The sequence below is a fragment of the Streptomyces sp. NPDC030995 genome, from assembly GCF_055571215.1.
In genome coordinates this window covers 142,953-168,485 of record NZ_JBVIFS010000017.1, presented here as the reverse complement: position 1 = coordinate 168,485, position 25,533 = coordinate 142,953, and the positions used below count along the sequence as shown (strand labels likewise).

The 25,533-nt window shown below is 73.1% G+C and carries 17 protein-coding genes; 5 read left to right on the top strand and 12 right to left on the bottom strand.

Features of this window, described 5'->3' with window-relative positions; translation table 11 throughout:
- Positions 1–72: 72 nt before the first annotated feature.
- The gene (rpsO, locus tag ACZ45T_RS24705) at positions 73–360 is read right to left on the bottom strand and encodes a 30S ribosomal protein S15 (protein ID WP_030011220.1); all 288 of its coding nucleotides are present in this window, start codon (positions 358–360) and stop codon (positions 73–75) included.
- Positions 361–532: 172 nt separating this feature from the next.
- Entirely contained in the window at positions 533–2,038 is a 1,506-nt protein-coding gene (gene eccD, locus ACZ45T_RS24700) for a type VII secretion integral membrane protein EccD (RefSeq protein ID WP_468444757.1), read from the bottom strand.
- A gap of 196 nt (positions 2,039–2,234) precedes the next feature.
- On the opposite strand from eccD, the gene eccCa reads away from it, so the two are divergent.
- Both eccCa and ACZ45T_RS24690 read left to right on the top strand, forming a co-directional pair.
- A complete protein-coding gene (eccCa, locus tag ACZ45T_RS24695; RefSeq protein ID WP_468444755.1) occupies positions 2,235–6,194 on the top strand; it encodes a type VII secretion protein EccCa in 3,960 nt (1,319 codons plus the stop codon).
- A 141-nt stretch (positions 6,195–6,335) separates the two neighbouring features.
- Positions 6,336–6,581 carry a DUF397 domain-containing protein gene (locus tag ACZ45T_RS24690; protein WP_030708695.1) on the top strand — a complete coding sequence of 82 codons (246 nt, stop codon included), beginning with the start codon at positions 6,336–6,338 and terminating at the stop codon, positions 6,579–6,581.
- 96 nt (positions 6,582–6,677) lie between these two features.
- On the opposite strand, the gene ACZ45T_RS24685 is transcribed toward ACZ45T_RS24690, so the two are convergent.
- From ACZ45T_RS24685 to eccB, 4 genes are all read right to left on the bottom strand, one after another.
- Positions 6,678–6,986, bottom strand: a complete 309-nt coding sequence (locus ACZ45T_RS24685) for a WXG100 family type VII secretion target (protein ID WP_468444753.1) — start codon at positions 6,984–6,986, stop codon at positions 6,678–6,680.
- 46 nt (positions 6,987–7,032) lie between these two features.
- The gene (locus ACZ45T_RS24680; RefSeq protein ID WP_468444751.1) at positions 7,033–7,374 is read right to left on the bottom strand and encodes a hypothetical protein; all 342 of its coding nucleotides are present in this window, start codon (positions 7,372–7,374) and stop codon (positions 7,033–7,035) included.
- 214 nt (positions 7,375–7,588) lie between these two features.
- On the bottom strand, positions 7,589–8,845 hold the full coding sequence (gene mycP, locus ACZ45T_RS24675) for a type VII secretion-associated serine protease mycosin (RefSeq protein WP_468444749.1): 1,257 nt from the start codon (positions 8,843–8,845) through the stop codon (positions 7,589–7,591).
- An 11-nt stretch (positions 8,846–8,856) separates the two neighbouring features.
- Positions 8,857–10,437: a type VII secretion protein EccB gene (eccB, locus tag ACZ45T_RS24670; RefSeq protein WP_468444747.1), complete on the bottom strand. Its 1,581-nt coding sequence runs from the start codon at positions 10,435–10,437 to the stop codon at positions 8,857–8,859.
- A 305-nt stretch (positions 10,438–10,742) separates the two neighbouring features.
- On the opposite strand from eccB, the gene eccE reads away from it, so the two are divergent.
- From eccE to ACZ45T_RS24655, 3 genes are all read left to right on the top strand, one after another.
- The gene (gene eccE / locus ACZ45T_RS24665) at positions 10,743–12,017 is read left to right on the top strand and encodes a type VII secretion protein EccE (RefSeq protein WP_468444745.1); all 1,275 of its coding nucleotides are present in this window, start codon (positions 10,743–10,745) and stop codon (positions 12,015–12,017) included.
- Entirely contained in the window at positions 12,014–12,712 is a 699-nt protein-coding gene (locus ACZ45T_RS24660) for a hypothetical protein (protein ID WP_468444743.1), read from the top strand. The genes eccE and ACZ45T_RS24660 overlap by 4 nt, the downstream gene beginning before the upstream one ends.
- A 107-nt stretch (positions 12,713–12,819) precedes the next feature.
- The gene (locus tag ACZ45T_RS24655; protein ID WP_468444741.1) at positions 12,820–15,213 is read left to right on the top strand and encodes an SCO5717 family growth-regulating ATPase; all 2,394 of its coding nucleotides are present in this window, start codon (positions 12,820–12,822) and stop codon (positions 15,211–15,213) included.
- Between the two features lie 96 nt (positions 15,214–15,309).
- Here the strand turns inward: ACZ45T_RS24655 and ACZ45T_RS24650 are convergent, their stop codons facing one another.
- The 6 genes from ACZ45T_RS24650 to infB form a co-directional block, all read right to left on the bottom strand.
- Positions 15,310–16,266, bottom strand: coding sequence for a bifunctional riboflavin kinase/FAD synthetase (locus ACZ45T_RS24650; protein ID WP_468444739.1), 957 nt, complete (start codon positions 16,264–16,266; stop codon positions 15,310–15,312).
- Between the two features lie 107 nt (positions 16,267–16,373).
- Positions 16,374–20,192, bottom strand: coding sequence for a hypothetical protein (locus tag ACZ45T_RS24645; protein ID WP_468444737.1), 3,819 nt, complete (start codon positions 20,190–20,192; stop codon positions 16,374–16,376).
- Positions 20,193–20,443: 251 nt separating this feature from the next.
- The gene (gene truB, locus ACZ45T_RS24640) at positions 20,444–21,352 is read right to left on the bottom strand and encodes a tRNA pseudouridine(55) synthase TruB (RefSeq protein ID WP_468444735.1); all 909 of its coding nucleotides are present in this window, start codon (positions 21,350–21,352) and stop codon (positions 20,444–20,446) included.
- The gene (rbfA, locus tag ACZ45T_RS24635; RefSeq protein ID WP_031148855.1) at positions 21,349–21,801 is read right to left on the bottom strand and encodes a 30S ribosome-binding factor RbfA; all 453 of its coding nucleotides are present in this window, start codon (positions 21,799–21,801) and stop codon (positions 21,349–21,351) included. Before rbfA ends, truB begins: the two co-directional genes overlap by 4 nt.
- A 33-nt stretch (positions 21,802–21,834) precedes the next feature.
- Positions 21,835–22,128 (bottom strand): DUF503 domain-containing protein, encoded by a 294-nt coding sequence (locus ACZ45T_RS24630; protein WP_030030358.1) that lies wholly within the window; start codon positions 22,126–22,128, stop codon positions 21,835–21,837.
- Positions 22,129–22,313: 185 nt separating this feature from the next.
- Positions 22,314–25,445: a translation initiation factor IF-2 gene (gene infB / locus ACZ45T_RS24625; RefSeq protein ID WP_468444732.1), complete on the bottom strand. Its 3,132-nt coding sequence runs from the start codon at positions 25,443–25,445 to the stop codon at positions 22,314–22,316.
- Positions 25,446–25,533: the final 88 nt, after the last annotated feature.

Here is a 25,533-nt window from a genome sequence, read left to right as displayed (position 1 = left end):
GGTCCGGTCCGGTCCGCACGTACAGCAAAGGGAGCGGCCCCCGGATGTGGGAACCGCTCCCTCCACAGCGCTTTACTTGGCGCCGGCCGCACCGCGGCGGATGCCGAGGCGCTCGACCAGCGTACGGAAGCGCTGGATGTCCTTCTTGGCCAGGTACTGCAGCAGGCGGCGACGCTGGCCGACCAGGATCAGCAGACCACGACGGGAGTGGTGGTCGTGCTTGTGCGTCTTGAGGTGCTCGGTCAGGTCCGAGATGCGGCGGGAGAGCATCGCAACCTGGACCTCGGGGGAGCCGGTGTCGCCCTCCTTGGCACCGAACTCGGTGATGATCTGCTTCTTCGTAGCGGCGTCGAGCGGCACGCGTACTCCTCGTATTAGGTCTTCGTTGCCACCGAGTGCCCCAGGTCTGAGTCTCTGGGGAGCTTCCGTAACTCGGGAGGCGGGGTCCGCTGAGCGCAGCCTCCAGAGAGTTCCGGGGGCGCGTACACAAACGGCCGTCACACAGCGTACCAGGCTGCCGGGACGCGGCGTCTCAGCTGGTGAGAGCGCGGGCCCGGGAGTAAACGTCCAGCACGGCCAGGGTCAGAGGGACCAGGCTGAGCAGGACCGCCGCCTCGGTGAGGTCGAGCAGCCTTCCCCAGAAGGGTGACAGACCCTTGCGGGGGATGACAAGCGCAATTCCCGCGAGGAGGGCCGCGCCGGCGGCGACGGCGGCGGTCAGCCAGATCGTGCGGAGGTCCAGCCCGCTGCGGTCCTGCTCCAGGACCAGGGCTTCGAGCAGGGCGGTCGGCGGGTGCAGGGCCATGCCCAGGATCAGCAGCGCGACGGCGAGGAGACCGGCGGTCAGGGCGCACACGACCTGCGAGGTGTAGCGGAAGAGGCGGGCGCGCAGCAGCATGGCGAGGCCGGTGGCGAGGGCCAGCAGGCGGCCCCAGGTGTTGTCGGAGAACCCGAGCACGGCGGCGGATCCGACGGCGACGGCGGCGCAGCCGCCCACCAGACCGAGCAGCATCTCGTGGCCGCGGCGGGCCTGGGCGGCGATCGCCTCGGCGTCGAGCGGGGTGCCCTGCTCGGGCTGGTCGGAGCCGGACTGCTCACCGTACGGCTCGGTCTCGTAGCGGTCCGGAGTCTCGTAATCCTCGGTGGCGCTCTGCGGGGCGGCGTAGCCGATGGGCAGCCGGGCGAAGCGGGCGGAGAGGCCGGGGAGGAAGGCGACGAGGCCGATGGCCACGGGGGCGCAGGCGGCGGCCGTGTGGGTCGCGGAAGCCCCGGTGGCGATGGCCGCGAAGGTGGCGAGGGTGCCGGTGGCGGCGACGAAGGTGGCCGCGACGAAGGGGGCGTCGCCACTGGGAGTGAGCGCGACCAGGGCGACGGAGGCGACGAGGACGCACACGCAGCCGAGCAGGAACTGGAGCCGGCCCGGGCCCTCGCCGGCGGCGGGCGCGATGATCCCGGAGCCGGCGATCAGCAGGTGCGGGAGGGCGCCGAGGCCCAGGGCCACGGCGGAGAGGCGGTCGCGGTAGACCCGGGCGCGCACCCCGGCCACGGCGGTGAGCAGGACGCCCGCGGCGCCGGCGATGATGCCGGGCAGGCCGTGCATGTCGTGGCGGATCGGGTCGGCGTACCAGAGGACGAAGCCCAGCATGACGAGCAGCACCGCGGCGCCGGCCAGGCCCGCGCCGCGCAGCATGTCGTCGCTCCAGCGGTGCCGGTCGCGGACGACGGCGGAGGCGACGGCGTCGGACACGTCGTCGAACACGGCCGGCGGCAGGGACTCGGCGAAGGGGCGCAGGCTCAACACCTCGCCGTCGAGGACCTGCTGGGCGGCGAGGGTGCGCGCGCCGTCGAGGACGGTGCCGGAGCGGCGTACGAGGTGGAAGCCGGTCGGGGCGCCCACGGGCTGGGTCTGGCCGGTGAGGCGCAGCAGCTCGGGGTAGACGTCGGCGACGGCGATGTCCTCGGGGAGGGCGACGTCGATCCGGCTGTCAGGTGCCACGACGGTGACCCTGCAGAAACCCGTCGTGCCGGCCGTACTCACCTGTGTGACCCCCCTGGTTGATGCCCGCACCGGCGGACGATTCGCGGATGCGCATGCTGCGGCGGCCACCCTACCGGGCGTATGGCCGACTGTCGGCAAGTAGGATCACCGTCGCGTGGGGGAGACCCCCTTCGCGCCCGGGACTTGGGGGCGCCGGTTATGACGTCCCGTCCGTTTTCGAGGGATTGATGCTCCGGTGAGCCAGATCGTCGTCAAACGCCCGCCGCGGTCACTGCCGCCCGAGGTCCCCTCGGACGAGCTGAGACTGGAGGCTCCGCCGGAACTCCCGCGCGGGCAGCAGGAGGGCATGCTGATGCAGCTCCTGCCGATGCTCGGCATGGGCTCTTCCGTCGTCTTCTTCTTCATGCCGGGTGCGGCGCCCTTCATGCGCATCATGGGCAGCCTGATGCTGGTGTCGACGGTGGGCATGGTCGTCGCCCAGTTGATGCGCCACCGCCGCGGTACGCAGGGGCAAATGGCCGATGTGCGCCGGGACTACCTCAAATACCTTGCGCAGACCCGTCGTCAGGTACGCCGGACCGCGCGGGCGCAGCGCGACGCGCAGCTGTATCTGCACCCGGCGCCCGAGCAGTTGTGGTCGGTGGTGGCGGAGGGCTCGCGGCTGTGGGAGCGGCGGGTCGGCGACCAGGACTTCGGACAGGCCCGGCTCGGGCTGGGTTCGCAGCGCCTGGCGACCACCCTGGTGGCGCCGGAGACGGCGCCCGTGGACGAGCTGGAGCCGCTGACCGCGGGCGCGATGCAGCGTTTCCTGAAGGTGCACTCCTCGCTCGACGGGCTGCCGGTGGCGGTGTCGATCCGCGCCTTCTACCACGTGACGGTGTCCGGGGAGCCGGACTCCGCGCGCAGCACCGCGCGGTCGCTGGTCGCGCAGCTGGCGACGCTGCACTCCCCCGAGGACCTGCTGGTGGCCGTGGTCGCGGCGCCGGGCGCGGTGCCCTCGTGGGACTGGACGAAGTGGCTGCCGCACACCCAGGTGCCCGGTCAGGTCGACGGGGCCGGTACGAAACGGCTGTTCGGCGATGACCTCGCCGAGCTGGAGACGCTGCTGGCGCCCCGGATGGAGGGCCGGCCGCGGTTCAGCCGGGAGGTGTCCCCGGTCCTGGACCAGCCGCACCTGGTGATCGTGCTCGACGGCGGGATGGTGCCGCCGGATTCGGTGTTCGCCGCGGCCGAGGGCCTGCAGGGCGTCACCATCGTCGAGGTGATCGGCGGCGAGCTGGACGAGCCGCGCGGCGGGCTGTCGGTCGTGGTGCGGCCGGGCCGGCTGCGCCTGGAGTCGGGTGGGGGCGTCGCGTACGAGGGCGTCCCGGACACGCTGTCGCTGCCCGCTGCGGAGGCCCTGGCCCGGCAGCTGGCGCCGCTGCGCACGGGCGGCGGGGACGACGACGAGCCGCTGCTCGCCAACCTGGACTTCACGGACCTGCTGAACCTGGGCGACGCGGCCTCGATCGACGTGGCGCGGACCTGGCGGCCGAGGTCGGCCGGTGAGCGGCTGCGCGTGCCGATCGGCGTCGGCGAGGACGGCGGCCCCGTCATGCTGGACCTCAAGGAGGCCGCGCAGGAGGGCATGGGCCCGCACGGTCTGTGCGTGGGTGCGACCGGTTCCGGCAAGTCGGAGCTGCTGCGCACGCTGGTGCTGGGCCTGGCGGTCACGCACACCTCGGAGACGCTGAACTTCGTACTCGCCGACTTCAAGGGCGGTGCGACCTTCACCGGCATGGGGCAGATGCCGCACGTCGCGGCGGTCATCACCAACCTGGCGGACGACCTCACGCTCGTGGACCGCATGGGCGACTCGATCCGCGGTGAGCTCCAGCGCCGTCAGGAGCTGCTGCGTTCGGCGGGCAACTACGCGAACATCCACGACTACGAGAAGGCCCGCGCGGCCGGCGCCCCGCTGGAGCCGCTGGCCTCGCTGGTGCTGGTCATCGACGAGTTCAGCGAGCTGCTGACGGCGAAGCCGGACTTCATCGACATGTTCATCCAGATCGGCCGCATCGGCCGCTCGCTGGGCGTGCACCTGCTGCTGGCCTCGCAGCGCCTGGAAGAGGGCAAGCTGCGCGGCCTGGACACGTACCTGTCGTACCGGATCGGTCTGCGGACCTTCTCGGCGGCCGAGTCGCGGACCGCGATCGGCGTGCCGGACGCCTACCACCTGCCGTCGGTGCCCGGCTCGGGCTACCTGAAGTTCGGTACGGACGAGATGACCCGCTTCAAGGCGGCGTACGTCTCGGGTACCTACCGCTCGGGCGGGCCGGACCTGTCGGTGGGCCTGTTCCCGGTGGAGCGGCGGCCCGCGCTGTTCACGGCGGCCCCGGTGCCGGTGGTGTACGCGGCCCCGGACCCGGCGTACCTGGCGGCGCAGCAGGCGCCGCGGGAGGACGACGCCCTCGCGGACACGGTGCTGGACGTGATCGTGGGCCGGCTGGAGGGGCAGGGCGTACCGGCGCACCAGGTGTGGCTGCCGCCGCTCGACCAGGCGCCGCCGCTGGACCAGTTGCTGCCGGCGCTGGCGCCGAGCGCGGAGCGCGGGCTGCACGCGGACGGGTACACGCGGCCCGGCGGGCTCGTCGTACCGCTCGGCCTGATCGACAAGCCCTTCGAGCAGCGGCGCGAGGTGCTGTACCGGGACTTCTCGGGTGCGGCGGGCCACATGATGGTGGTCGGCGGTCCGCAGTCGGGCAAGTCGACGCTGATGCGGACGCTGATCTCCTCCTTCGCGCTCACGCACACCCCGCGCGAAGTGCAGTTCTACGGACTGGACTTCGGTGGTGGCAGCCTGTCGGCGGTCGCCGAGCTGCCGCACGTGGGCGGGATCGCCTCGCGCCTGGACCCGGAGCGGGTCCGGCGTACGGTCGCGGAGGTGGGGGGCATCCTCAACCGCCGCGAGGAGTTCTTCCGCGCGAACAACATCGACTCGATCGGCACCTACCGGCGGCGCCGGGCGGCGGGCGACCTGCCCGGTGAGCCGTGGGGCGACGTGTTCCTGATCGTCGACGGCTGGGGCAACTTCAAGGGCGAGTACGAGGGCCTGGAGCAGATCGTCACGGACATCGCGTCCCGCGGTCTGGGCTACGGCATCCACGTGGTGATCACCGCGGCGCGGTACATGGAGGTACGGGCCGCGCTCAAGGACCAGATGCTCAGCCGGCTGGAGCTGCGGCTCGGCGACACCATGGACTCCGAGTTCGACCGCAAGGTCGCGGCGAACGTCCCCCCGGGGATGCCGGGCCGCGGCCAGGTGGCGGAGAAGCTGCACTTCCTGGGCGCGCTGCCGCGGATCGACGGCTCGCACGACGCCGGGGACCTGTCGGAGGCCACGGCGGCCTTCGTGGAGGCGGTCAAGCAGAACTGGGCGGGGCAGGCGGCTCCCGGAGTACGGCTGCTGCCGCGGCTGCTCCACTCCGACCAGCTGCCCAAGGGCGGGGAGCAGCCCGGCCGCGGGATCGCGATCGGCATCGACGAGACCGATCTGGAGCCGGTGTTCATCGACTTCGAGACGGACCCCTTCCTCCTCGTCTTCGGCGAGAGCGAGTCGGGCAAGACGAATCTGCTGCGGCTCATCACCAAGCAGATCTCGCAGCGCTACACGCCCGACCAGGCGCGCCTGGTCGTGGGCGACTACCGGCGGAGCCTGCTCGGGGCGCTGCCCGAGGAGCACCTGCTGGAGTACGCGCCGATGGCGAGCTCCCTGCAGATGCACATGGAGGCGCTGGGCGGGGTGTTCTCGCGTCGGCAGCCGCCGAACGACGTCACTCCGCAGCAGCTGCGCGACCGCAGCTGGTGGACGGGCCCGGACGTGTTCATCGTGATCGACGACTTCGACCTGGTGGCCACCAGTCAGGGCAATCCGCTGGCGGCGCTGGTGGAGTTCCTGCCGTTCGCGCGGGACACGGGTGTCCGCTTCATCATCGCGCGCAACTCGGCGGGTGCCTCGCGCTCGCTGTACGAGCCGTTCATGCAGCGGATCAAGGAGCTGGGCGCGCAGGGCATCGTCCTGTCGGGCGACCCGTCCGAGGGCGACCTGGTCGGCAACGTGCGGCCGCGTCCGATGCCGCCGGGCCGGGCCTACTTCGCCTCGCGCAGGCGGGGGACGTCGCTGGTGCAGCTCGGCCGGATGCCGGGCAGCATGTAATCGGGCGCCGCATGATCGCCTTCCGGTGGCCGACCTGTCAGGGGTCGGCCACCGGGAAGGATCGGGTGGAAACCTCTCCCGGCCGGCGGCGCAGCACCGATAATCGGCGGTGAAGACGCTCCACCGAGGGAAGGGCCGCCCATGGGCACTCAGCAGGAGAAGGACGAGCTGTACGCGCTCGACATCAGCGGCGTGGAGTGGGAAGGGCCGCCCGGGACCAGCCCGGACGAGGAGCGGGTCGAGATCGCCCGGCTTCCCGAGGGGGCGGTGGCCATGCGGTCCTCGCTGGACCGGGACACGGTGCTGCGCTACACGGCCGCCGAGTGGGAGGCCTTCGTACTCGGCGCCAGGGACGGCGAGTTCGACCTCGACCGGCACCGTCCCTGACGGGACGGCAGCACGTCAGGCTGAACACGCCGAAGGGGCGCGCCCGGTGCGGGCGCGCCCCTTCGGCGTGTACGGACGTGCGTCTGCCGACCAGGCTCAGAAAGCCTCGGTGAACAGGGCCGACGCCTTCTTGTCGGTGGCGCGGTAGTCGTCCTTGCCGCGCTCGATGAGCTGGGCGACCTGCTCCAGCGTGGCCTTCATGTGGTCGGCCTTGCCCTTGTACTTGGCCTGCAGCTGGACGTACTGGCCGTGCGCCTCGCCGTCCCAGGTGTCCGTGACGGCCTTGACCGCCTGCTCCATCGCATCCAGGTCGTCCCTGATGTTCTTGGAGACCTGGCGGATGCGGTTGGCCATCTGCTGGACGTTGTCGTACTGGACCTTAGTGTGGCCGTCGTCGGCAGCCATGTGCTTCTCCTTCGCTCTGAGCGGGTTACCGGGAAAACGACGTGGGTCAGATGCCGTTGAGGCCGGAGCTGTTGCCACCGGCACTCGCCTGAACCGCCTTGAACGCCGCGCGCACCTCGTCGTCCTGGGCGTTGCTCAGGTTCTTGGTCTGGGACACCGCGTTGTACAGGACACGGAGCAGGCGACGGATCTCGTCGTGGTCCTCGTTCACCACCGTCTGGGCGGAGACGAACCCCGAGGCGCCGACACCGGTCCAGCCGGCGCTCACGGTGGCGAGGATGTCGGCCAGCTCGCGTGCCTGCCTGCTGACGGCGCCGGCCGTCTCCTCGATCTTGATCTTCGCCTGGTTGACCGGATTGTCTGCAAGTCCGAACGTGTTCGTGCTCATCCGAAGCTCCTCACTTCTCAATTCGCCGGCGGAACCGGCGGATTGCGTGGCGGAGTGGACATTGCCCGGTGCGGTTTTGAACCACGCGTCCCGGAAGTCCCCCTCCGCTTCACGCGATCCCCCGATCACACTCGTGAAGCCTGGTGCCACTCTAGCCAGTTCATCGCCAAGGCCCAACACCGGTAGGCCGCTTCTGTTGATGAACTGTGACCGTTCACTGCAAACGGCGCCGGCGGCTGCGCGCCTCCCGCACGACCGTCGCGGTACCCGCGATGACGGCGATGAGGACGGCGCCGATACCGAGAGCGTACGTGCCGTACCGCTCCTCGCGCTCCTGCGCCGACTCTGTGAGCTGCAGCGGCGCCGCCTCCGGGGCGGCCGCCGGCGGCGGGCCCGGGTCCGGGACCGGGGCCTTGGGGGCCTCCTGGTCCTGGCTGAGCGCGCGCACCGGGTCGACTACTCCCCAACCGACGTAGTCGTCACGGCCCTTGATCGAGCGTTCGGCGGTGTTCTGGATCTGCCAGACGATCTGCTGCACCGACCAGTCGCCGTGCTTGGCGCGCAGCAGGGCGGCGACCCCGGCCACGTACGGCGCGGAGAAGCTGGTGCCGTTGTCGATGCACTGGCCGAAGCCGGGGACGGTGGAGACCATGTCGACGCCGGGCGCCGCCACCCCGATGAAGTCGCCGGGCTGGGAGAACGGGGCACGCTCGTTGTTGCGGTCCGAGGAGCCCACGGCGAGGACTCCGGGGAAGGCCGCCGGGTAGGTCTTGCGCTTCTGGCCGCTCATGCCGTCGTTGCCGGCCGAGGCCACCACCACGACGTTGGCGGCGATGGCCTTCTGCACCGACTTGCCGAGCTCGGAGTCCGCGGACAGCTGTACGTCGGTGTCCTGGGAGATGTTGATCACCTGGGCGCCCTTGGCCACCGCGTGGTCGATCGCCTGGCTCAGCGACAGGGCGTTGCCCTTGCCCTGCCCGTCGTTCTGCCGGATCGGGATGATCACCGCGTCCGGGGCCAGGCCGACGAAGCCGGTGCCCTCCTGGGGGCGGGCGGCGATCAGCCCGGCGACCTTGGTGCCGTGACCGACGGTGTCGGCCGTACCGTCGCCGCCCTTGGGGTCGACGAAGTCCTTGCCGGCGCCGGTGTCGAGGGCTCCGCTGAGCTGCGGGTTCGCCCGGTCCACGCCGGTGTCGATGACCGCGACCCGGATGGCGTTGCCGTTCTTGTCCTTGCCCTTGGTCTGCGCCCAGAGCTCGTCGAGGAGGAGCCGCTGGAGGGCCCAGGGGCGGTCCGCGATCTGCTTCTTCATGGGGAAGGTGCACTCCCCCGCCCCGTCCAGGCCGAAGGCGTACGGGGGCTGCGGCGCGGCCCCGGTGGTCGCGGCGGCCGCGCCCGTGGCCCCGGAGACCAGGGTCAGGGCGAAGGCGGCGGTCAGGAGCGCGCTGCGGGGCGTGCGGTACTGGGGCATCTGCGGCTTCCTCACGAACCCTGGGGCTGGCGAGCGGAGTTGGTGTCCAGGCGCGGGCCCTTGGAGAGGAACTCCGACCAGGCGATGGGCACCATGGCCGGGGTGACGCTTCCGTAGCCGAGCCGGACCTGCGCCTGGCTGGGCTCGGGGCGGCCGTCCGAGGCCCCCTTCCCCTGCTGGTCGGGCGCGCCGATCTTCGACTGCTCGGCGTCGCTGTCGCCGTTGGCCTGGACGGCGTACCGCAGACCGGTGTCGGTGACCAGGAACAGGGAGCCGCCGGCCGTGGTCTGCTTGCCCTGGACCTGGGTGTAGAGCAGACCCGAGCCCGGGGTGACGTACGCGCTCGTGCCGCTGGCCGTGATGTCGATGGGGAAGCCGGTGCCGGCCCACGTGCTCAGCGTCTGGGCGCCCTGGCCGTCGACCGAGCGCAGGACGTTGCAGACGGTGTCGCGGCTGTTGGGGCCGGTCGCCTGCGCGCCGCCGGCGGGCGCCGTCTGATTGACCCGCTCGGTCTTCTTCTGGGGCCACTTGACCTCGCCGGCGAACGGGGTGGCCTCCGGGTTGATCGACTGGAGGTCGATCTCGCGGGCCTTGCCGTGCATGTTGAGACCGTCCGTCGCGGGCGCCGAGATCAGCAGCCAGGCGACGAAGTCGGAGACCGGGGCGACCTTCCCGGGCAGGACCACGTAGTGCTGCGCCCCGGAGCCGGTCTGCGCCTTGAGGACCATGCCGACCTTGTTGTCCGCGGTGATCAGGCCCTTGACGTTGGCGTTGTCGGCGGCCTTGCCGGGGAGCTGCGGGAAGGCCAGGTCCTCGCCGGAGTTGAGGGTCCCGAGCCATTCCGGGGTGACCTGCTGCGGGGTGGCGCCGGTGCCGACGAGGGCGTTGGTCATCGTCGCGGCGGCCGGCGTGCCCTCCGGGAACTTGTACTTCGTGCCCGCCGCGTCGATCAGGTAGCGCTCCTTGCCCGCGCCGGTGCTCTGCACGTACAGCGACTGGGTGTCGGTGAGCCTGCGGGCGTCGTCCGTCAGGGGCGCCTCGCGGTCGGCCAGGACGAAGGTGGCGCTCTGCACGCCGCTGCCGTTGCCGCCCGGCTGCTGGCAGACGGCCCAGCGCTTGGCCTTGCCGGCCTCGTCCTTGGAGGGGAGCCGGTCGGGGGCGTACGGGATGCCGATGATGGGGCCGCGCGGCGGCTTGCCGGCGTCGAGGACCTTGTCGTCGACCTGGATCACCTTGAACTTCTGGGGATCCAGCAGGAGTCGGGCGGAGGCGAGGTTCAGCACCGGGTGCAGCCGGGTCTGGTCCTTGCCGTTGACCTTGGTGGTCAGGACCACGTACCGGGTCGTCGAGTCCTTGCCGACGATCACCTTGGTGCCGGCGTCCGCCCAGCCCTTGGGCGCCGTCGGCTTGAACATGCCCCAGGCGCCGAATCCGGCGAGCACGAGCGCACCGACGATCAGCCCCGGAAGGACCGCGCGCAGCGGGCGCGGCGCGCCCTCCTCGGTTCCCGTGGCGGATGGCTGGAGGAACGCGGCCACCGTGCGCCGCTTCGCAAAGGTGTACGCGTTGAGCTCATCACGTCGTGATGCCATGACCGTCTGCTTCTCCCCGCACGGCCCGGCCGGTGAGTACGGTCCCAGGGCCTCGTTTGTCGGACCGGGCACCTACTATGCCTCTTGACGGACGGTATGCAGGGGCCGGGTAGGGTGAGGTCGCCGCTCAGCGCCTTCCGGACCGCAGTATTCAGGGGTCATCAGGGGCATCAGGGCTTGTTGGGGTGGATTGCGGAGATTCCGGGGTCACGCGGCGGGTGCCGCGCAGCGCCGGGAATCCCGGCGTCCGGCCCTGGGGGCACCTCCCAGCGGTAGTTGGGGGAGAAAGGGGAAGTGCGCGAGTGATGGCCACCGCGACGGAGCAGCAGACTGGCGCGCCCGCACCCGCACGCGGCGGGGTGACGCCGCATCCGAAGTCGAGCCCTGGCCGCTTCGGTCCATTCCGACTGCAACAGCTCGTTCTGCTCCAAGTCGCGGCGGCCGCCCTGTTGGTGGCCTGGGTGGTCGAACCGCTGCTGCTCGTCCCCACCGGTGTGCTGGCGCTCGTGCTGGTGCTGCTCGCGGTCGTACGCCGCCACCAGCGCTCCCTGCCGGAGTGGATCGGCAGCGCGCTCGCGCTGCGTTCGCGCCGGAGGCGGGCCGCGTCCCTCACCGTGCCCGCTGGCACGGAGCCGGGGCTGGCCCCGCTGGTCGAGGCCGATCCGGCGCTGCGGACGCTCACCTTCAGCGACCGCGACCGGCGGCCCGTCGGGATGATCGGCGACGGGACCTTCCTGACCGCGGTCGTCCAGGTGGACACGGACGCCACCGCGCTGCGGCCCGACCGGGCGGCGCGGCCGCTGCCGCTGGGCCTCGTACGGGACATCCTCGAAGTGGACGGCATCCGGCTGGAGTCCGCGCAGCTGGTGCAGCACACCCAGCCGGCGCCCGCCCCGCACCTTCCGGCCCAGTCGATGGCCGCCCGCAACTACGCGCCGCTGCAGGCCCGGACCGGTTCCCCGGCGGTGCGGCTGACCTGGATCGCGCTGAAGCTCGACCCGGAGCTGTGCCCCGAGGCGGTCACCGCGCGCGGTGGCGGGCTGGCGGGGGCCCAGCGGTGCGTGGTGCGCGCGGCGGACCAGTTGGCGAGCCGGCTGGCCGGTGCCGGTTTCAAGGCCACCGTGCTGACCGAGCAGGAGCTGACGGCGGCCCTGGCCACGTCCTCGTGCGCGAACCCGATGGCGATCACCCAGGCGGGGCGGTCGGCCAGCACGGGACGGCGTACCGAGGAGACCTCGCGGACCTGGCGCTGCGACGACCGCCGGCACACGACGTACTGGATCGGCCGCTGGCCGCAGCTGGGCGGCGCCGGAGCGGCGGCCCTGCCGCAGTTCGTGGCCCTGCTGACCTCGCTGCCCGCGCTCGCGACGAACTTCAGCCTGACGATGGCCCCGGCCGAGCGACAGGGCGTGACCCTGACCGGACACGTACGGGTGACGGGGCGCAGCGACGAGGAACTGGTCGCGGCGCGCCGGGAGTTGGAGAGGACGGCCCGGGGCGTGAAGACCGGGCTGGTCCGGCTCGACCGTGAACAGGTACCGGGGCTGCTGGCTTCGCTGCCGCTGGGAGGGGCTCGATGAGGGGCGGTTTCGGGCTGGTCGGCCCGCAGCGCGAGCAGCACGTGGTGCCCGCGGCGGACCTGGACTCGCTGGCGCTGCCCGTCGGTGACGACGGGGTCGTCATCGGCGTGGACGCCGAAGGACGGCCGGCGGTGCTCGGCATCAACCGGCCGACGCCGTACGAGGTGACGCTGATCGGCGGTCTGTGGACGGCCCAGGTGCTGGCGCTGCGCGCGGCGGCCACCGGCGCCCGCGTGGCGGTGGAGACCGGGCGCGGACAGGTGTGGGCCGGGCTGGCCCAGGCCGCGGGCGGCGGGCAGCAGTGCGTGACCCTGCACGAGGTGGGCCGGATCCCGCCGCAGGGCGCGTCGGCGGGCAGCCCGGTGCTGGTGATCCGCGACTGCGGGATGCGGCCGCCGCGCGGGCGCGTGGTGGCCGGGCCGTGGCAGTCAGTGCTGACCCTGCTGCCGTACCTGAGCCCGACGGCGCCGCGGCTGCTCCAGCAGTCCTCGCTGGTGGGCGTGCAGCGGGTGTCCCCGGACGAGGCGGGGCAGATCGGCCGGCTGATGCGGCTGCCGCGGCAGGCGGTGGACTCCCTGCCGACGCTGGGCGACGGGGTGACGCTGTGGTGCACGCCGCGGGACCGGCAGTTCGTGATGACCCAGGGGACGGAAGCGGAATCGGGCCTGCTGGGCCCGGCGCGCCGCATCGACTGATCGCGGCCCCTGAGGGGGGGCGGACAGCGATGTCAGGGCGCGATTAGGCTGGGGCCGGGCGCGGCGAGGTGGGCGCCGGACCAGTGTTCGACAGACCAGGAGGACCAGTGAGCGGCGATCGGAACGAGAGGCGCGGCGGGACGTGGGACGTCCCGACGGACGATCAGTCCGACGCGGAGCCCGAGCTGACGGGCGAGTTCACCATCGACTACACCCCGCCTGCCTGGTACACGCAGGGCACGGCCCCGGCCGCGCAGGTACCCGGGCTCCCCGAGGGCAGCGGCTTCGAGCCCCACCGCCCGACGGACTTGGACTCGCCCTCGACGATGCGGATCGCTCCGCCGGCGCCGCGGACCCCGTCCGAGGGCGAGGGCGCGCCGGTCCCCTTCCCGACTCCTGCACCGGCCCCGGCCGAGGCGAGCACGCCGGACCCGGCGCCGATGCCGCTTCCGTACTCGGCCCCGGCCCCGGCCCCGGCGCCCGTGGCGGAGCCGGTCCCGGCTCCGGTCGAGCCCCCGGCTCCCGTTCCGGCGTTCGTGGCACCGACTCCGGCGCCCGCTCCGGCTCCGGCTCCGGCTCCGGCTCCGGCTCCGGCTCCGGCTCCGATCGAGGCCGCTCCGCCGATGCCCGCGCTCGAAGCCCCGGCCCCGGTCGCGCCGTTCCCGGCTCCGACTCCGGCTCCGACTCCGACTCCGACTCCGGCTCCGGCTCCGGCTCCGGCCCCCGTCGAGGCCGCCCCGCCGATGCCCGCACTCGAAGCCCCGGCCCCGGTAACGCCGTTCCCGGCTCCGGCCGAGGATGCACCGTCGTACGCGGCTCCCGCCCCGGTCGACGACGCGCCCGTGGCCGACGCCCCGCCCACCCCGTTCGCGCCGTTCGCGGACCTGGCCCCGGCGCCGGCCCCCGAGCCCGTCGCCGAGGCGGCCGTCCCGGCGCCGGAGGCCTCGCCCGAGCACTGGGCCGGTCCGCAGGACACCCCTGCCGACGGGACCCCCCTGCTGCCCCCCGCCGAGCAGGCATCGGCACCGGTCAGCCCTGCGGACGTACCGCGGGCCGGCGGGGAGAACCCGTTCGGGGGGCCCTCCGAAGAACTGCCCCCGCTGCCGCCCGCGTTCGCGGCTCAGGACGCCTACCCGTTCCCGCCGCAGCACCAGCAGGCGCAGCAGCAGCAACAGCCGCCGCAGCAACAGCAGTACGACCCCCGCTCCTCCGGGCAGTGGTCCGTCGGTCCCGCGCAGCAGCAGCCGCCGCAGCACCCCCAGCCGCCGCAGCCGCACGACCCGCGTTACTCGGCCGGCCAGACCACCGGCGGCGCGCCGCTCGGCTACACCGCCGCCGTCGAGCTGTCCTCCGACCGCCTCCTGCGCAACAAGCAGAAGCCCAAGAACAACAACGCCGGGGGCGGCCTGTTCCGCTTCGGCGGCAAGGCGGCCGAAGCGGAGCGCCAGCGCAAGCTGGAGCTGATCCGCACCCCGGTCATGTCCTGCTACCGCATCGCCGTCATCTCCCTCAAGGGCGGCGTCGGCAAGACCACGACGACCACCGCCCTCGGTGCCACCCTGGCCACCGAGCGCATGGACAAGATCCTGGCCATCGACGCCAACCCCGACGCCGGTACCCTCGGCCGACGCGTCCGCCGCGAGACCGGTGCCACCATCCGGGACCTGGTCCAGGCGATCCCGTACCTGCACTCGTACATGGACATCCGCCGGTTCACGTCCCAGGCGCCCTCCGGTCTGGAGATCATCGCCAACGACGTGGACCCGGCCGTCTCCACGACCTTCAACGACGAGGACTACCGCCGCGTCATCGAGACGCTGGGCCGCCAGTACCCGATCATCCTCACCGACTCGGGCACCGGCCTCCTCTACTCCGCCATGCGCGGCGTCCTGGACCTGGCCGATCAGCTGATCATCATCTCGACCCCGTCCGTGGACGGTGCCAGCAGCGCCAGCACCACTCTCGACTGGCTCTCCGCGCACGGGTACGCCGACCTGGTCTCCCGCTCCCTCACCGTCATCTCGGGGGTCCGCGAGACCAGCAAGATGATCAAGATCGAGGACATCGTGCAACACTTCGAGACCCGCTGCCGCGGTGTCGTCGTCGTGCCGTTCGACGAGCACCTCGCGGCCGGCGCCGAGGTCGACCTCGACATGATGCGGCCCAAGACGCGCGAGGCGTACTTCAACCTCTCCGCGCTGGTGGCCGAGGACTTCCTGCGGGCCCAGCAGCAGGCCCCGCAGGGCCACTGGGGCGCGCCGCAACAGCCCCAGGCTCCTCAGCAGCCCCACCAGCCGCAGCACCAGCCGCAGCACCAGCAACCGCCGCAGCAGCAGCCCCAGCCGTACGGCCAGCCCCAGGGCCAGCCCCCGTACCAGCAGCCGCCGCAGCCCTACGGCCAGCCGTACCCGCAGCCCGGCCAGCCCTGGCAGCAGCCCCAGGCCCCGCAGCAGCAGCCGCCGCAGCCCCAGCAGCCCCCGCGCGACCCGCGCCTCGGCTGACAGCAGGCCCGCAGGCCCAGCGCAACGGAAAGGGCCCGTACCGCCCCGGATCACCGTGTGATCCCGAGGTGGTACGGGCCCTTTCCCGTACGTCCGTCAGCGGTGCGCGTCGTACGCGTCCGTCAGCACCCGCGCCCGCTTCACGTCGTCCGCGATGGCCTCCAGCAGCCCGTCCAGCGACTCGAACTTCGCCATCCCCCGCACGTACGCGAGGAAGTCGACGGCCACGTGCATCCCGTACAGGTCCAGCCCGATCCGGTCGATCGCGTATGCCTCCACGGTCCGCTCGGTGGCGTCGAACTGCACGTTCGTCCCCACCGAGATCGCCGCGGGCATCCGCTCACCGTCGGCCGTCAGCCAGCCCGCGTACACCCCGTCCGCCGGGATCGCGGTGTGCGGCGCCGTCTCCACGTTCGCCGTCGGGTAGCCGAGCTCGCGCCCGCGCTGCGCACCGCGCACCACCACGCCCTCGACCCGGTGCGGGCGCCCCAGGATCTCGGCCGCGCCCTCCATGTCGCCCTCGGAGACCAGTCTGCGCGCGAGCGTCGAGGAGAACGGCACTCCGCCGCCCGCTTCGCCCCGCTCGACCAGGTCCACGACATGGACCTCGTAGTCGTACGTGCCGCCCAGCTCGCGCAGGAAGTCGACGTTCCCGGCGGCCCGGTGGCCGAAGCGGAAGTTCGGGCCCTCGATGACGGACCGCGCGTGCAGCTTGTCGACGAGCACCTTCACGATGAAGTCGGCCGGGGACAGCTGCGAGAACTCCGCCGTGAACGGCAGGATCAGCAGCGCGTCCACGCCCAGTCCGGCCATCAGTTCGGCGCGCCGGTCGTACGGGGCCAGGATCGGCGGGTGACTGCCGGGGCGGACGACCTCGCTCGGGTGCGGGTCGAAGGTGACCACGACGGACGGGACGCCGAGCTCGCGCGCCTTCGCCACCGCCCGTCCGATGATCAGCTGATGACCCCGGTGCACACCGTCGTAGGAGCCGATGGTGACGACGCTGCGTCCCCAGTCCTGGGGGATGTCCTCCAAGCCACGCCAGCGCTGCACTGTGACCGCTCCTCGCCCGAACCCGTTTAGTCCTTGAACTGATTGCCGATTGCAGGTCTAAGACTGCCATGCCGGTGCCCGGGGCCCCGCATCGGCGTCCGGGATCGTCAGGTCACGTCCGGGGCCGCCCTGCTGAGGGTCTCCACCGTCCGCCGGGCGCTCGGCCCCAGCAGGGCCGCGGCCTCCGTGCCCGCCTCCGCCAGCCAGTGGGCCACCAGCGCCCCGAAGGCCGGTTCCGTCCGGGCCAGCTCCACCGTCCGCCGCTCGAACACGGCCGGCCCGCCCGGGGCTCGAAGGAGCTGTCGCCCGGTGCGCCGCAGCAGCTCCCGCGTACGGTCCTGCGGGCGCCCGGCGGTTCCCGCCGCGAGGGCCCCGAGGAAGGCGTCGAGCACCTGCGGATCGGCCTCCACGCGCAGCAGTACGTCGGCCAGCTCGCCCCGCAGCGCATGCGAGGGCTCCGCGCCCGGCGCGGCCAGTACGGCGGCCAGCGCGGCCCTGACCCCGGCCGGGGCGGTCCGGAGCAGGTCCAGGACCAGCGGGCGCAGCACCGGACCCGCGGCCGGGCCCTGTTCGAGCCGCCGGTCCACGAAGACGGCGGCGTGCGGAGCGTCGGCGGGACACCGCGCGAGGTGCTCCCGTACGAGGTCACCCGCGCGCCGGGCCAGCCCCGGCGTGGTCAGCGCGGCCAGGGCGCGCACCACCTCCCCGTCGGCCCGCGCCCGCAGGGCGGCGAACACCGCGTCCGGGTCCGGCAGTACGGGCAGGGCCGCGACCAGCGCCGCCGCGGGCAGCCGTGATCCGTGCTCGGGGTCGCGGAAGCAGGCGAGGGCATCCGGCAGGTAGCGGCCGCGCACCTGCGGGTCGCGGAGCAGGATCGCCAGGGCGCTGCCGTGCAGGGTGGCGTCGGCGGGGCGGGCCAGCAGCGCCTGGGCGGCGTAGCGCAGCAGGTCGCGGTCGGCGGGGGTGCGCACGTGCGGGGCGGTGGCGAGCCCGTAGGCGGCGGCCGCGACCCGCCGCCCGGGGCGTTCGTCGTGCGCCCAGCGGTCCACGGCCCGGCACATCGCGGAGGGCTCGTCCTCGGCGAGCACGGCGAGCAGCTCGTCGGCGCACGGGTGCGCGGCGGTGACGAGCGCCTCGGTGAGGTCGTCGACGGCGAGGCGGCGGTGGGTGTGCAGCAGGGCCTGCGCGGCGGTGGCGACGGTGGCCCCGGGGCGGCCGCGCAGCCGGCGCCCGTCGGTGAACCAGGCGCAGATCAGCGGCTGCGCGCGCTGGGGGTCCCGGGCGAGGCGGCGGGCCGCGACGTCGAGGTAGCGGTCGCCGGGGACCGCCTCGGCGGGGTCGGCGGGCAGCAGGCGGCGCAGCAGGTCGAGGCGGTCGGGCGCGGGCAGCCGCAGCCGGTTCCAGAACCAGCCGCCGAACTCCCCCGGGCCGGCCCGGGCCACGTGCTCGGCGAGGGCGTGCAGGACGGGGAGGTGGGGGCGGGCGTCGGGGGCCCGCAGCAGGGTCTCGCGCAGTAGCCGGGCGGCCCACCACACCCGGTCGGGGTCGGCCGGCTCCTCGGCGAAGCGGTTCAGGGCATGGACCAGCGCGGTGAGCTCGGTGTGGAGGCGGTCCGGGGAGAGCCTGCGCAGGGCCTCCAGCACGGGCCCGATCCGGTGCCGGGGCACGGGCAGGCCGGGCCCGGCGGGACGGTGGACGAGGGAGGCGAGGGCCGTCGGGACGTCCAGGTGGCCGGCCTGGATCCAGTCGGACAGCTCCTCGTGGGCGAAGCGGTAGCCGGGGCCGGCGGGCACCAGCAGCCCTTCGGTGAGCACGGCGGAGGCCCAGCCGGTGCGCCAGGGGAACAGCTCCTCGAAGGAGGCCCGGTCCAACTGCCCCTGCCCGGGCCCCAGACAGCGCCGGGCGGCTTCGTGCACGCTGCCGGCCACGCGCGCGGCGAGCCGCCTGACTCCGGGGCCGTGCACCCGGCCGGCCGCGGCGGCGATCCGGACGGCGACCCGCAGGGCCACCAGGTCCAGGTGGGCGGCGAAGACCTCGTCCCGGCCGGGGCGGCCGGCGGTGACTTCGGCGGCCCGGATCCCGGCGAGCAGGCGCAGGGTGAGCGGGTGCCGTGCGTCGGCCTCCCGGACGGCGTCGGCGGGGATCCCGAGACGGGCCCGGGCGGTCTCGGCCTCGGCGGGTGCGAGGTCTCCGAGCGCGAGTGCGGGCGGCAGCCGCCGGGCGGGGGTGGCCGGGGTGTGCAGCACCTCGGGCGGATAGAGGGCGCCGGCCCGCTCCCAGTACTCGGGCCGGGCGGCGACGACCAGGCGGGCTCCGTTCGCCGCCAGCCACCCGGCGGTGGCCGCGCTCCAGGGGCCGAGCCGGTGCGCGAGCTCGGGCGGCATCTCCTCCGGGGCGTCGAGCACCACGAGCAACGCCCGCCCGGCGCCTGCGGCCGCTCGGGCCACTCGCTCGGCGATCCCGTGCGAGCCATGTCCGGCCGCCTCGCCGGCGTTCGAGGCGTGGGGGTCCGGGGGCAGAGCTCCCGGCCCCGGCGGAGCCGCACCCAACCGCACCCCCGGTGCCGCCGGACAGTCCGGGGCGGGAGCCTCCGGCCGGCCGGGCGGGACTCGGCCGGTTCCGCCGGGGCCGGGGGCGCGCCGGGGCGTCTCCTCGGGCGCCGAACGTGGCGAGGGGTCGGGGAGTGCGGCGGTGTTGTGTTCGACGCCCTGCGGGGATCGCCCCGGCACACCCCCGTCCCCGTCGGAACCGGCGGGCGGGGCGGGTGGGGCCGACGTGGACGTGCCCGCACAAGGGCGGGCGGGGTGGTGTTCGACGCCCTGTCCCGGCACACCCCCGTCCCCAGCGGGAACGGCGGAATCGGGGGAGCGGGCGGGCGGGGTGGGCTCGCCCGCATACGGCCGGGCGGGGTGGTGTTCGATGCCCTGTCCCGGTACACCCCCGTCTCCGGCGGAGCCTGCGGCCGGGGCCGCGATGATGCGGGCCGCCGTCGTCAGCGCGCGCGTCACCGCATCCGCCAGGGAGGTGTCCGGGCCGCGCAGGTCCGCGCCGCGCAGCCAGAGGGTCGGGGCCGGGCGGGAGCCGCGGGACCGGCGGGCGGCCAGGGCGGCCAGGGCCGTGGTGCGGCCCGTGCCCGGGTTTCCGGCGAGGCCGAGGACGAGGCTGTCCCCTGAAGTGAAGGCCTCCAGTTCGGCGGCGATGGCCGGCCGCTCTACGGGGGCGGGCTCGGTCTCGTCGGGAGGCAAGGCCGCGCCCAGGGTGGTCGCGGTCAGTTCCAGCGCCCCGGCCAGGTTCAGGTCCGCCCCGTGGCCGGGCACGGTCGCGGCATTGCGTTCCAGCAGCGCGGCCAGGGGGCCGCTCGGGTCGGCCCCGGCCGCCGCGCGCAGCGCCACCGCGAAGCCTCCGGAGCGGTGCTCCGCCCGCAGGGCAGTGCCCAGTACCGCGAGCACCGCTCCGGTCCCGGCGTCGAGGACCGGTCCCCCGCAGGCCTCCCCGCCCAGTTGCAGCGCGTCCCGCCCGTCCGTCCCGATCGCCAGCTCCACGGCCACCCCTTCGGGCACCGCGTGGAACCGGTCCGTCGCCGGGTACGTGACCTCCGCGCCCCCCAGCACCCGCGCCTGCCGCCATCCCCGCGCGGGCAGCCGTACGTAGGTCCCGGGATCGATCACCTCGCGCGCGGCCACCGGCAGCGGCCGCACCCCGAGCCCGTCGGTCCGTACGAGCGCCAGCGCCAGCCCCGGCAGCACGGTCACGTCCGCCGCCTCGGCCAGCCAGGTCCGCCCGGCCGGTCCCGGCCCGTGCAGCACGACCCGGGTCAGCCCGTCGACGGCCTCGTGGCTGGTGACCACCGTCCCGCGGTCGTCGGCGACGAATCCGCTGCCGCGCGCCCGCCCGGCCTGATCGCAGATTTTGACGAGCTCCGCCATGGCCGCACCACCACTCCCCGCAGCACTCCCCCGCAACACCCGTGTTCACGACGGTATGCAGGTGAAGATCAGCACGAAAAGCACGCGAGGCGAAAGCGCCCCCTTACGCTCCCTCCATTCACTCCGAGCGCCTGCTCGGACGGGTGAATAAGGGGGTCCGGATGGATAGAGACCTACCCGAGGGGGGTCGTGGAGCGGTGAGCGGCAGTCCATGTGCGCTCACCGCTCCACGTCAACAAGGGAGCCGGACCTCAGACGAAGACGGCGAGGGACTTCGCCTTGCCGCCCTTGCTCTCGACGAGCCCGAGCAGCTGGCCCTGCGGCCCGAAGACCGCGACCGTGCGGCCGGCCTCGTACTCCTCCGGCATGTCGATCCGCACGCCGTTGGCGAGCAGCGAGGCCCGCCGGGCGTCCAGGTCCCAGCGCGGGAAGGCCGCCGCGGCCGCCTCGCCGATCGGCATGACGGTCAGCTCCTCCTGGAGCTGGTCCAGGGTCCGCGCCCGGTCGAGCTTGTACGGGCCCACCCGGGTGCGCCGCAGCGCGGTGAGGTGCCCGCCGACGCCGAGGTCGGCGCCCAGGTCACGGGCGAGGGCGCGGATGTACGTACCGCTGGAGCAGACGACGGAGACGACGAGGTCGACGACCTTGGTGCCGTCCTCGGCCTGCGCCTCCCGCATGTCGTACACCTGGAACGAGGAGACGGTGACCGGCCGGGCCGGGATCTCGAAGTCCTCGCCGTCACGTGCGCGCTTGTAGGAGCGCACGCCCTTGATCTTGATGGCGCTGACCTTGGACGGGACCTGCATGATCTCGCCGGACAGCTTGGCGATGCCCGCGTCCACGGCTTCCCGGGTGACCCCGGTGGCGTCCGTGGAAGAGGTGATCTCGCCTTCGGCGTCGTCCGTCAGGGTGTTCTGGCCCAGTCGGATCGTGCCGAGGTACTCCTTCTCCGTGAGCGCGAGGTGGCCGAGGAGCTTGGTGGCCTTCTCGACGCCCAGGACCAGCACGCCCGTCGCCATCGGGTCGAGCGTGCCGGCGTGGCCGACGCGGCGGGTCTTGGCGATCCCGCGCATCTTGGCGACCACGTCGTGCGAAGTGAAGCCGGACGGCTTGTCGACGATGACAAGGCCGTCCGGAGTCTTCCCTGCGTTGGTGCTCATTCCGCGGCTGCGTCCTCGTCGTCGTCCTCACCGGGCTTCTTGTACGGGTCGGCGTCGCCGGCGTACTGGGCGCCGGAGGAGACCTCGCGCACCTGGGCGTCGGAGGTGCGCGCCTTTTCGAGGAGGTCCTCGATGGTCTTGGCGTTCTCCGGGAGGGCGTCCGCGACGAAGGTCAGGGTGGGCGTGAACTTGGTGCCCGCCGCCCGGCCGACCGCGGAGCGCAGTACGCCCTTGGCGCTCTCCAGGCCCGCTGCCGCGCTGGCCCGGTCCTCGTCATCGCCGTAGACCGTGTAGAAGACCGTGGCCTCCCGCAGATCGCCGGTGACCCGGGTGTCCGTGATGGTCACGTGCGTACCGAGGCGGGGGTCCTTGACACCGCGCTGCAGCTTCTCGGCCACCACCTCCCGGATGAGGTCCGCCAGCTTCTTCGCCCGCGCATTGTCGGCCACTGGTCCGTCTCCTTCTTTCTTGCAGACAAGCAATCAGTCTTCATCACCGTGGAAGCGCCGTCGTACGGACAGCAGCTCCACTTCCGGACGTGCCGCGACCAGCCGCTCGCAGCGGTCCAGTACGTCCGAGAGGAACCCCGCGTCCCCACTCACCAGGGCGACCCCTATACGGGCCCTGCGGTGCAGGTCCTGGTCGCCCACTTCAGCCGCGCTCACGGAGAACTTTCGTTGGAGCTCGGCGACGATGGGCCGGACGACGGAGCGTTTCTCCTTCAGCGAGTGGACGTCGCCGAGGAGCAGGTCGAAGGACAGAGTCCCCACGTACATGCAGTTCCGGATATCCCGCCGGTGCGGGTTCGGTGGCCTGCCGGGCCGTCGCCAGGCAGGATCACCCGGCGCTCGCGCGGCCGGGTCACCAGAACCGTACACGCAACGGCCGGGGCCGATCGACGGATATTCCGCCGACCGGCCCCGGTGTTACGAGTTACGACACGGTGCGAACCGCCTCGCGCTTACGCGCGGGGCTTCTCGCGCATCTCGTACGTCGCGATGACGTCGTCGATCTTGATGTCGTTGTAGCTGCCGAGGTTGATACCGCCCTCGAAGCCTTCGCGAATCTCGGTGACGTCGTCCTTGAAGCGGCGCAGACCGGAGATGGTGAGGCTCTCGGCGATGACCTTGCCATCGCGCAGGAGCCGCGCCTTGGTGTTGCGCTTGACCTCGCCCGACCGGATGAGGACACCGGCGATGTTGCCCAGCTTGGACGAGCGGAAGATCTCGCGGACCTCCGCCGTACCGAGCTCGACCTCTTCGTACTCCGGCTTGAGGAGACCCTTCAGGGCCGCCTCGATCTCCTCGATGGCCTGGTAGATCACCGAGTAGTAGCGAACGTCGACGCCCTCGCGGTCCGCCATCTGCGCGGCACGGCCGGCCGCACGGACGTTGTAACCGATGACGATGGCGTCGGAGCCCATCGCCAGCGAGATGTCGGACTCGGTGACCGCACCCACACCGCGGTGCAGGACCCGGATGTCGACCTCTTCACCGACGTCGAGCTGGAGCAGCGAGGACTCGAGAGCCTCGACCGCACCGGACGCGTCGCCCTTGATGATGAGGTTGAGTTCCTGGACCAGACCGGCCTTGAGCACGGAGTCGAGGTCCTCGAGGGACACGCGACGGACGCGCTTGGCGAAGTTGGCGTTGCGCTCACGCGCAGCACGCTTCTCGGCGATCTGACGGGCCGTACGGTCCTCGTCGACGACGAGGAAGTTGTCGCCGGCGCCGGGGACGTTGGTGAGACCCAGGACCAGGACGGGGGTCGACGGACCCGCTTCCTCGACGTTGTTGCCCTTGTCGTCGAGCATGGCGCGCACTCGGCCGTAGGCGTCGCCCACGACCATCGTGTCGCCGACGCGGAGGGTACCGCGCTGGACGAGGACGGTGGCGACGGCACCGCGGCCGCGGTCGAGGTGGGACTCGATCGCAATACCCTGAGCGTCCTGCTCCGGGTTGGCGCGGAGGTCGAGCGAGGCGTCGGCGGTGAGGACGACGGCCTCGAGCAGGGAGTCGATGTGCAGACCCTGCTTGGCGGAGATGTCGACGAACATCGTGTCGCCGCCGTACTCCTCGGCGACCAGACCGAACTCGGTGAGCTGACCGCGCACCTTGACCGGGTCGGCACCTTCGACGTCGATCTTGTTGACCGCGACGACGATCGGGACGCCGGCGGCCTTGGCGTGGTTGAGCGCCTCGATCGTCTGCGGCATGACGCCGTCGTTGGCCGCGACCACGAGGATCGCGATGTCGGTCGACTTCGCACCACGGGCACGCATGGCGGTGAACGCCTCGTGACCCGGGGTGTCGATGAAGGTGATGCGACGCTCTTCGTCGTTGACCTCGGTGGAGACCTGGTACGCACCGATGTGCTGCGTGATGCCGCCGGCCTCGCCCGCAACGACGTTCGTCTTGCGGATGGCGTCGAGCAGTCGGGTCTTACCGTGGTCGACGTGACCCATGACGGTCACGACCGGCGGACGCGGCATGAGGTATTCCTCGCCGCCCTCGTCCTCGCCGAACTCGATGTCGAAGCCCTCGAGGAGCTCGCGGTCCTCTTCCTCCGGGCTGACGATCTGAACGACGTAGTTCATCTCGCCGGCCAGCATCTCGAGCGTCTCGTCGGAGACGGACTGCGTGGCAGTGACCATCTCGCCGAGGTTCATCATCACGGCGACGAGCGACGCCGGGTTGGCGTTGATCTTCTCCGCGAAGTCGGTGAGGGAGGCACCGCGCGACAGGCGCACGGTCTCGCCGCCACCGCGCGGCAGCATCACGCCGCCGACGGACGGGGCCTGCATGGCCTCGTACTCCTGGCGCCTCTGACGCTTGGACTTGCGACCACGACGGGCCGGACCACCGGGACGGCCGAAGGCACCCTGCGTGCCACCACGGGCACCGGGACCACCGGGACGACCACCGAAGCCGGGACGACCGCCGCCACCGGCACCGGCCGGACCGCCGCCGAAGCCGCCGCCACCGGGACGCGGGCCGCCGAAGCCGCCACCGCCGCCGGGACGCGAGCCCGGACCGGCCGGACGACCGGCGAAGCCGCCGCCCGCGGGACGACCGGCGCCGCCACCGGGACGCGCACCGCCCGCGCCGGGACCACGGCCACCGGGGCCGCCACCGGGACGGGGACCGGGACCACCGGCAGCGGGACGCTGCGGCATCATGCCCGGGTTCGGACGGTTACCACCGGGAGCACCACCAGGGCCACCGGCACCGGGGCGCGCGCCGCCCTGCGGACGGGGCATGCCGCCCGGGGTCGGACGACCCGCACCGGGACCCTGCGGGCGCGGAGCGCCACCGGGACCACCCTGCGGGCGGGGAGCACCCTGGCCGCCGCCGGCGCCGGGGGCACCGGGACGGGGAGCGCCGGCCGGACGGGGCGCCTGCGGGCGCGCCATGCCGGTGGAGCCACCAGAGGTGAACGGGTTGTTGCCCGGGCGGGGACCCGCCGGACGGGCACCCTGCGGACGCGGGGCCTGGGCGCCGGGGGCACCGGCGGGGCGCTGCGCCTGCGGGGCGGTGCCGGCCGGACGCGGGGCGCCGGGACGGGCACCCTGGCCCTGGGCCGGACGCTGCTGCGCCGGACGGGGACCGGGAGCCGCGGCGGCGGGACGCTCGGTGCGCGCCGGGGCGGCCGGAGCCGCCGGGGGCGCGGAGAACTCGGTCGCCACGGGAGCCGCCGGAGCGGGCTTCGGGGCGGCCGGGGCCTTCGGGCCGGGACGCGGGCCGGAGGCGGCCGGAGTCACCGGGGCGGGCGCTGCGGCGGCCGGAGCCTCCGCGACGACCGGCTTGGGGGCCGGTGCGCCGGGCTTCGGCGCAGCGGGACGTGCAGCGGCACCCGGGGTCGGGGCCCCGGGCTTGGCGGGGGCAGCCTTGCGGGGCGCACCCGGCTTCGCAGCGGACTTGCCGGCGTTGCCGCCGGGGCCCTGCAGTGCGTCAGTCAACTTGCGTACAACCGGCGCCTCGATCGTCGAGGACGCCGAACGGACGAACTCACCGAGTTCCTGGAGCTTGGCCATGACGACCTTGCTCTCAACTCCGAACTCCTTAGCGAGTTCGTATACCCGGACCTTAGCCACTTCGCTCCTTTTAGGTCCGGGTTACGCCGGACCGTTGCTACTTCATGGGCGTACTCATCGCGTACTCATCGAGTGCTCATCGCAATCT

Excerpts from the sequence above, each read along its gene's own strand:
- ACZ45T_RS24660 (WP_468444743.1), top strand. The coding sequence starts at position 12,014 with ATGAGGGGCGGTTTCGGGCTGGTCGGCCCGCAGCGCGAGCAGCACGTG.
- mycP (WP_468444749.1), bottom strand. The coding sequence starts at position 8,845 with ATGCCCCAGTACCGCACGCCCCGCAGCGCGCTCCTGACCGCCGCCTTC.
- ACZ45T_RS24685 (WP_468444753.1), bottom strand. The coding sequence starts at position 6,986 with ATGGCTGCCGACGACGGCCACACTAAGGTCCAGTACGACAACGTCCAG.
- ACZ45T_RS24690 (WP_030708695.1), top strand. The coding sequence starts at position 6,336 with ATGGGCACTCAGCAGGAGAAGGACGAGCTGTACGCGCTCGACATCAGC.
- eccB (WP_468444747.1), bottom strand. The coding sequence starts at position 10,437 with ATGGCATCACGACGTGATGAGCTCAACGCGTACACCTTTGCGAAGCGG.
- eccE (WP_468444745.1), top strand. The coding sequence starts at position 10,743 with ATGGCCACCGCGACGGAGCAGCAGACTGGCGCGCCCGCACCCGCACGC.
- truB (WP_468444735.1), bottom strand. The coding sequence starts at position 21,352 with ATGAGCACCAACGCAGGGAAGACTCCGGACGGCCTTGTCATCGTCGAC.
- ACZ45T_RS24680 (WP_468444751.1), bottom strand. The coding sequence starts at position 7,374 with ATGAGCACGAACACGTTCGGACTTGCAGACAATCCGGTCAACCAGGCG.
- ACZ45T_RS24645 (WP_468444737.1), bottom strand. The coding sequence starts at position 20,192 with ATGGCGGAGCTCGTCAAAATCTGCGATCAGGCCGGGCGGGCGCGCGGC.
- ACZ45T_RS24630 (WP_030030358.1), bottom strand. The coding sequence starts at position 22,128 with ATGTACGTGGGGACTCTGTCCTTCGACCTGCTCCTCGGCGACGTCCAC.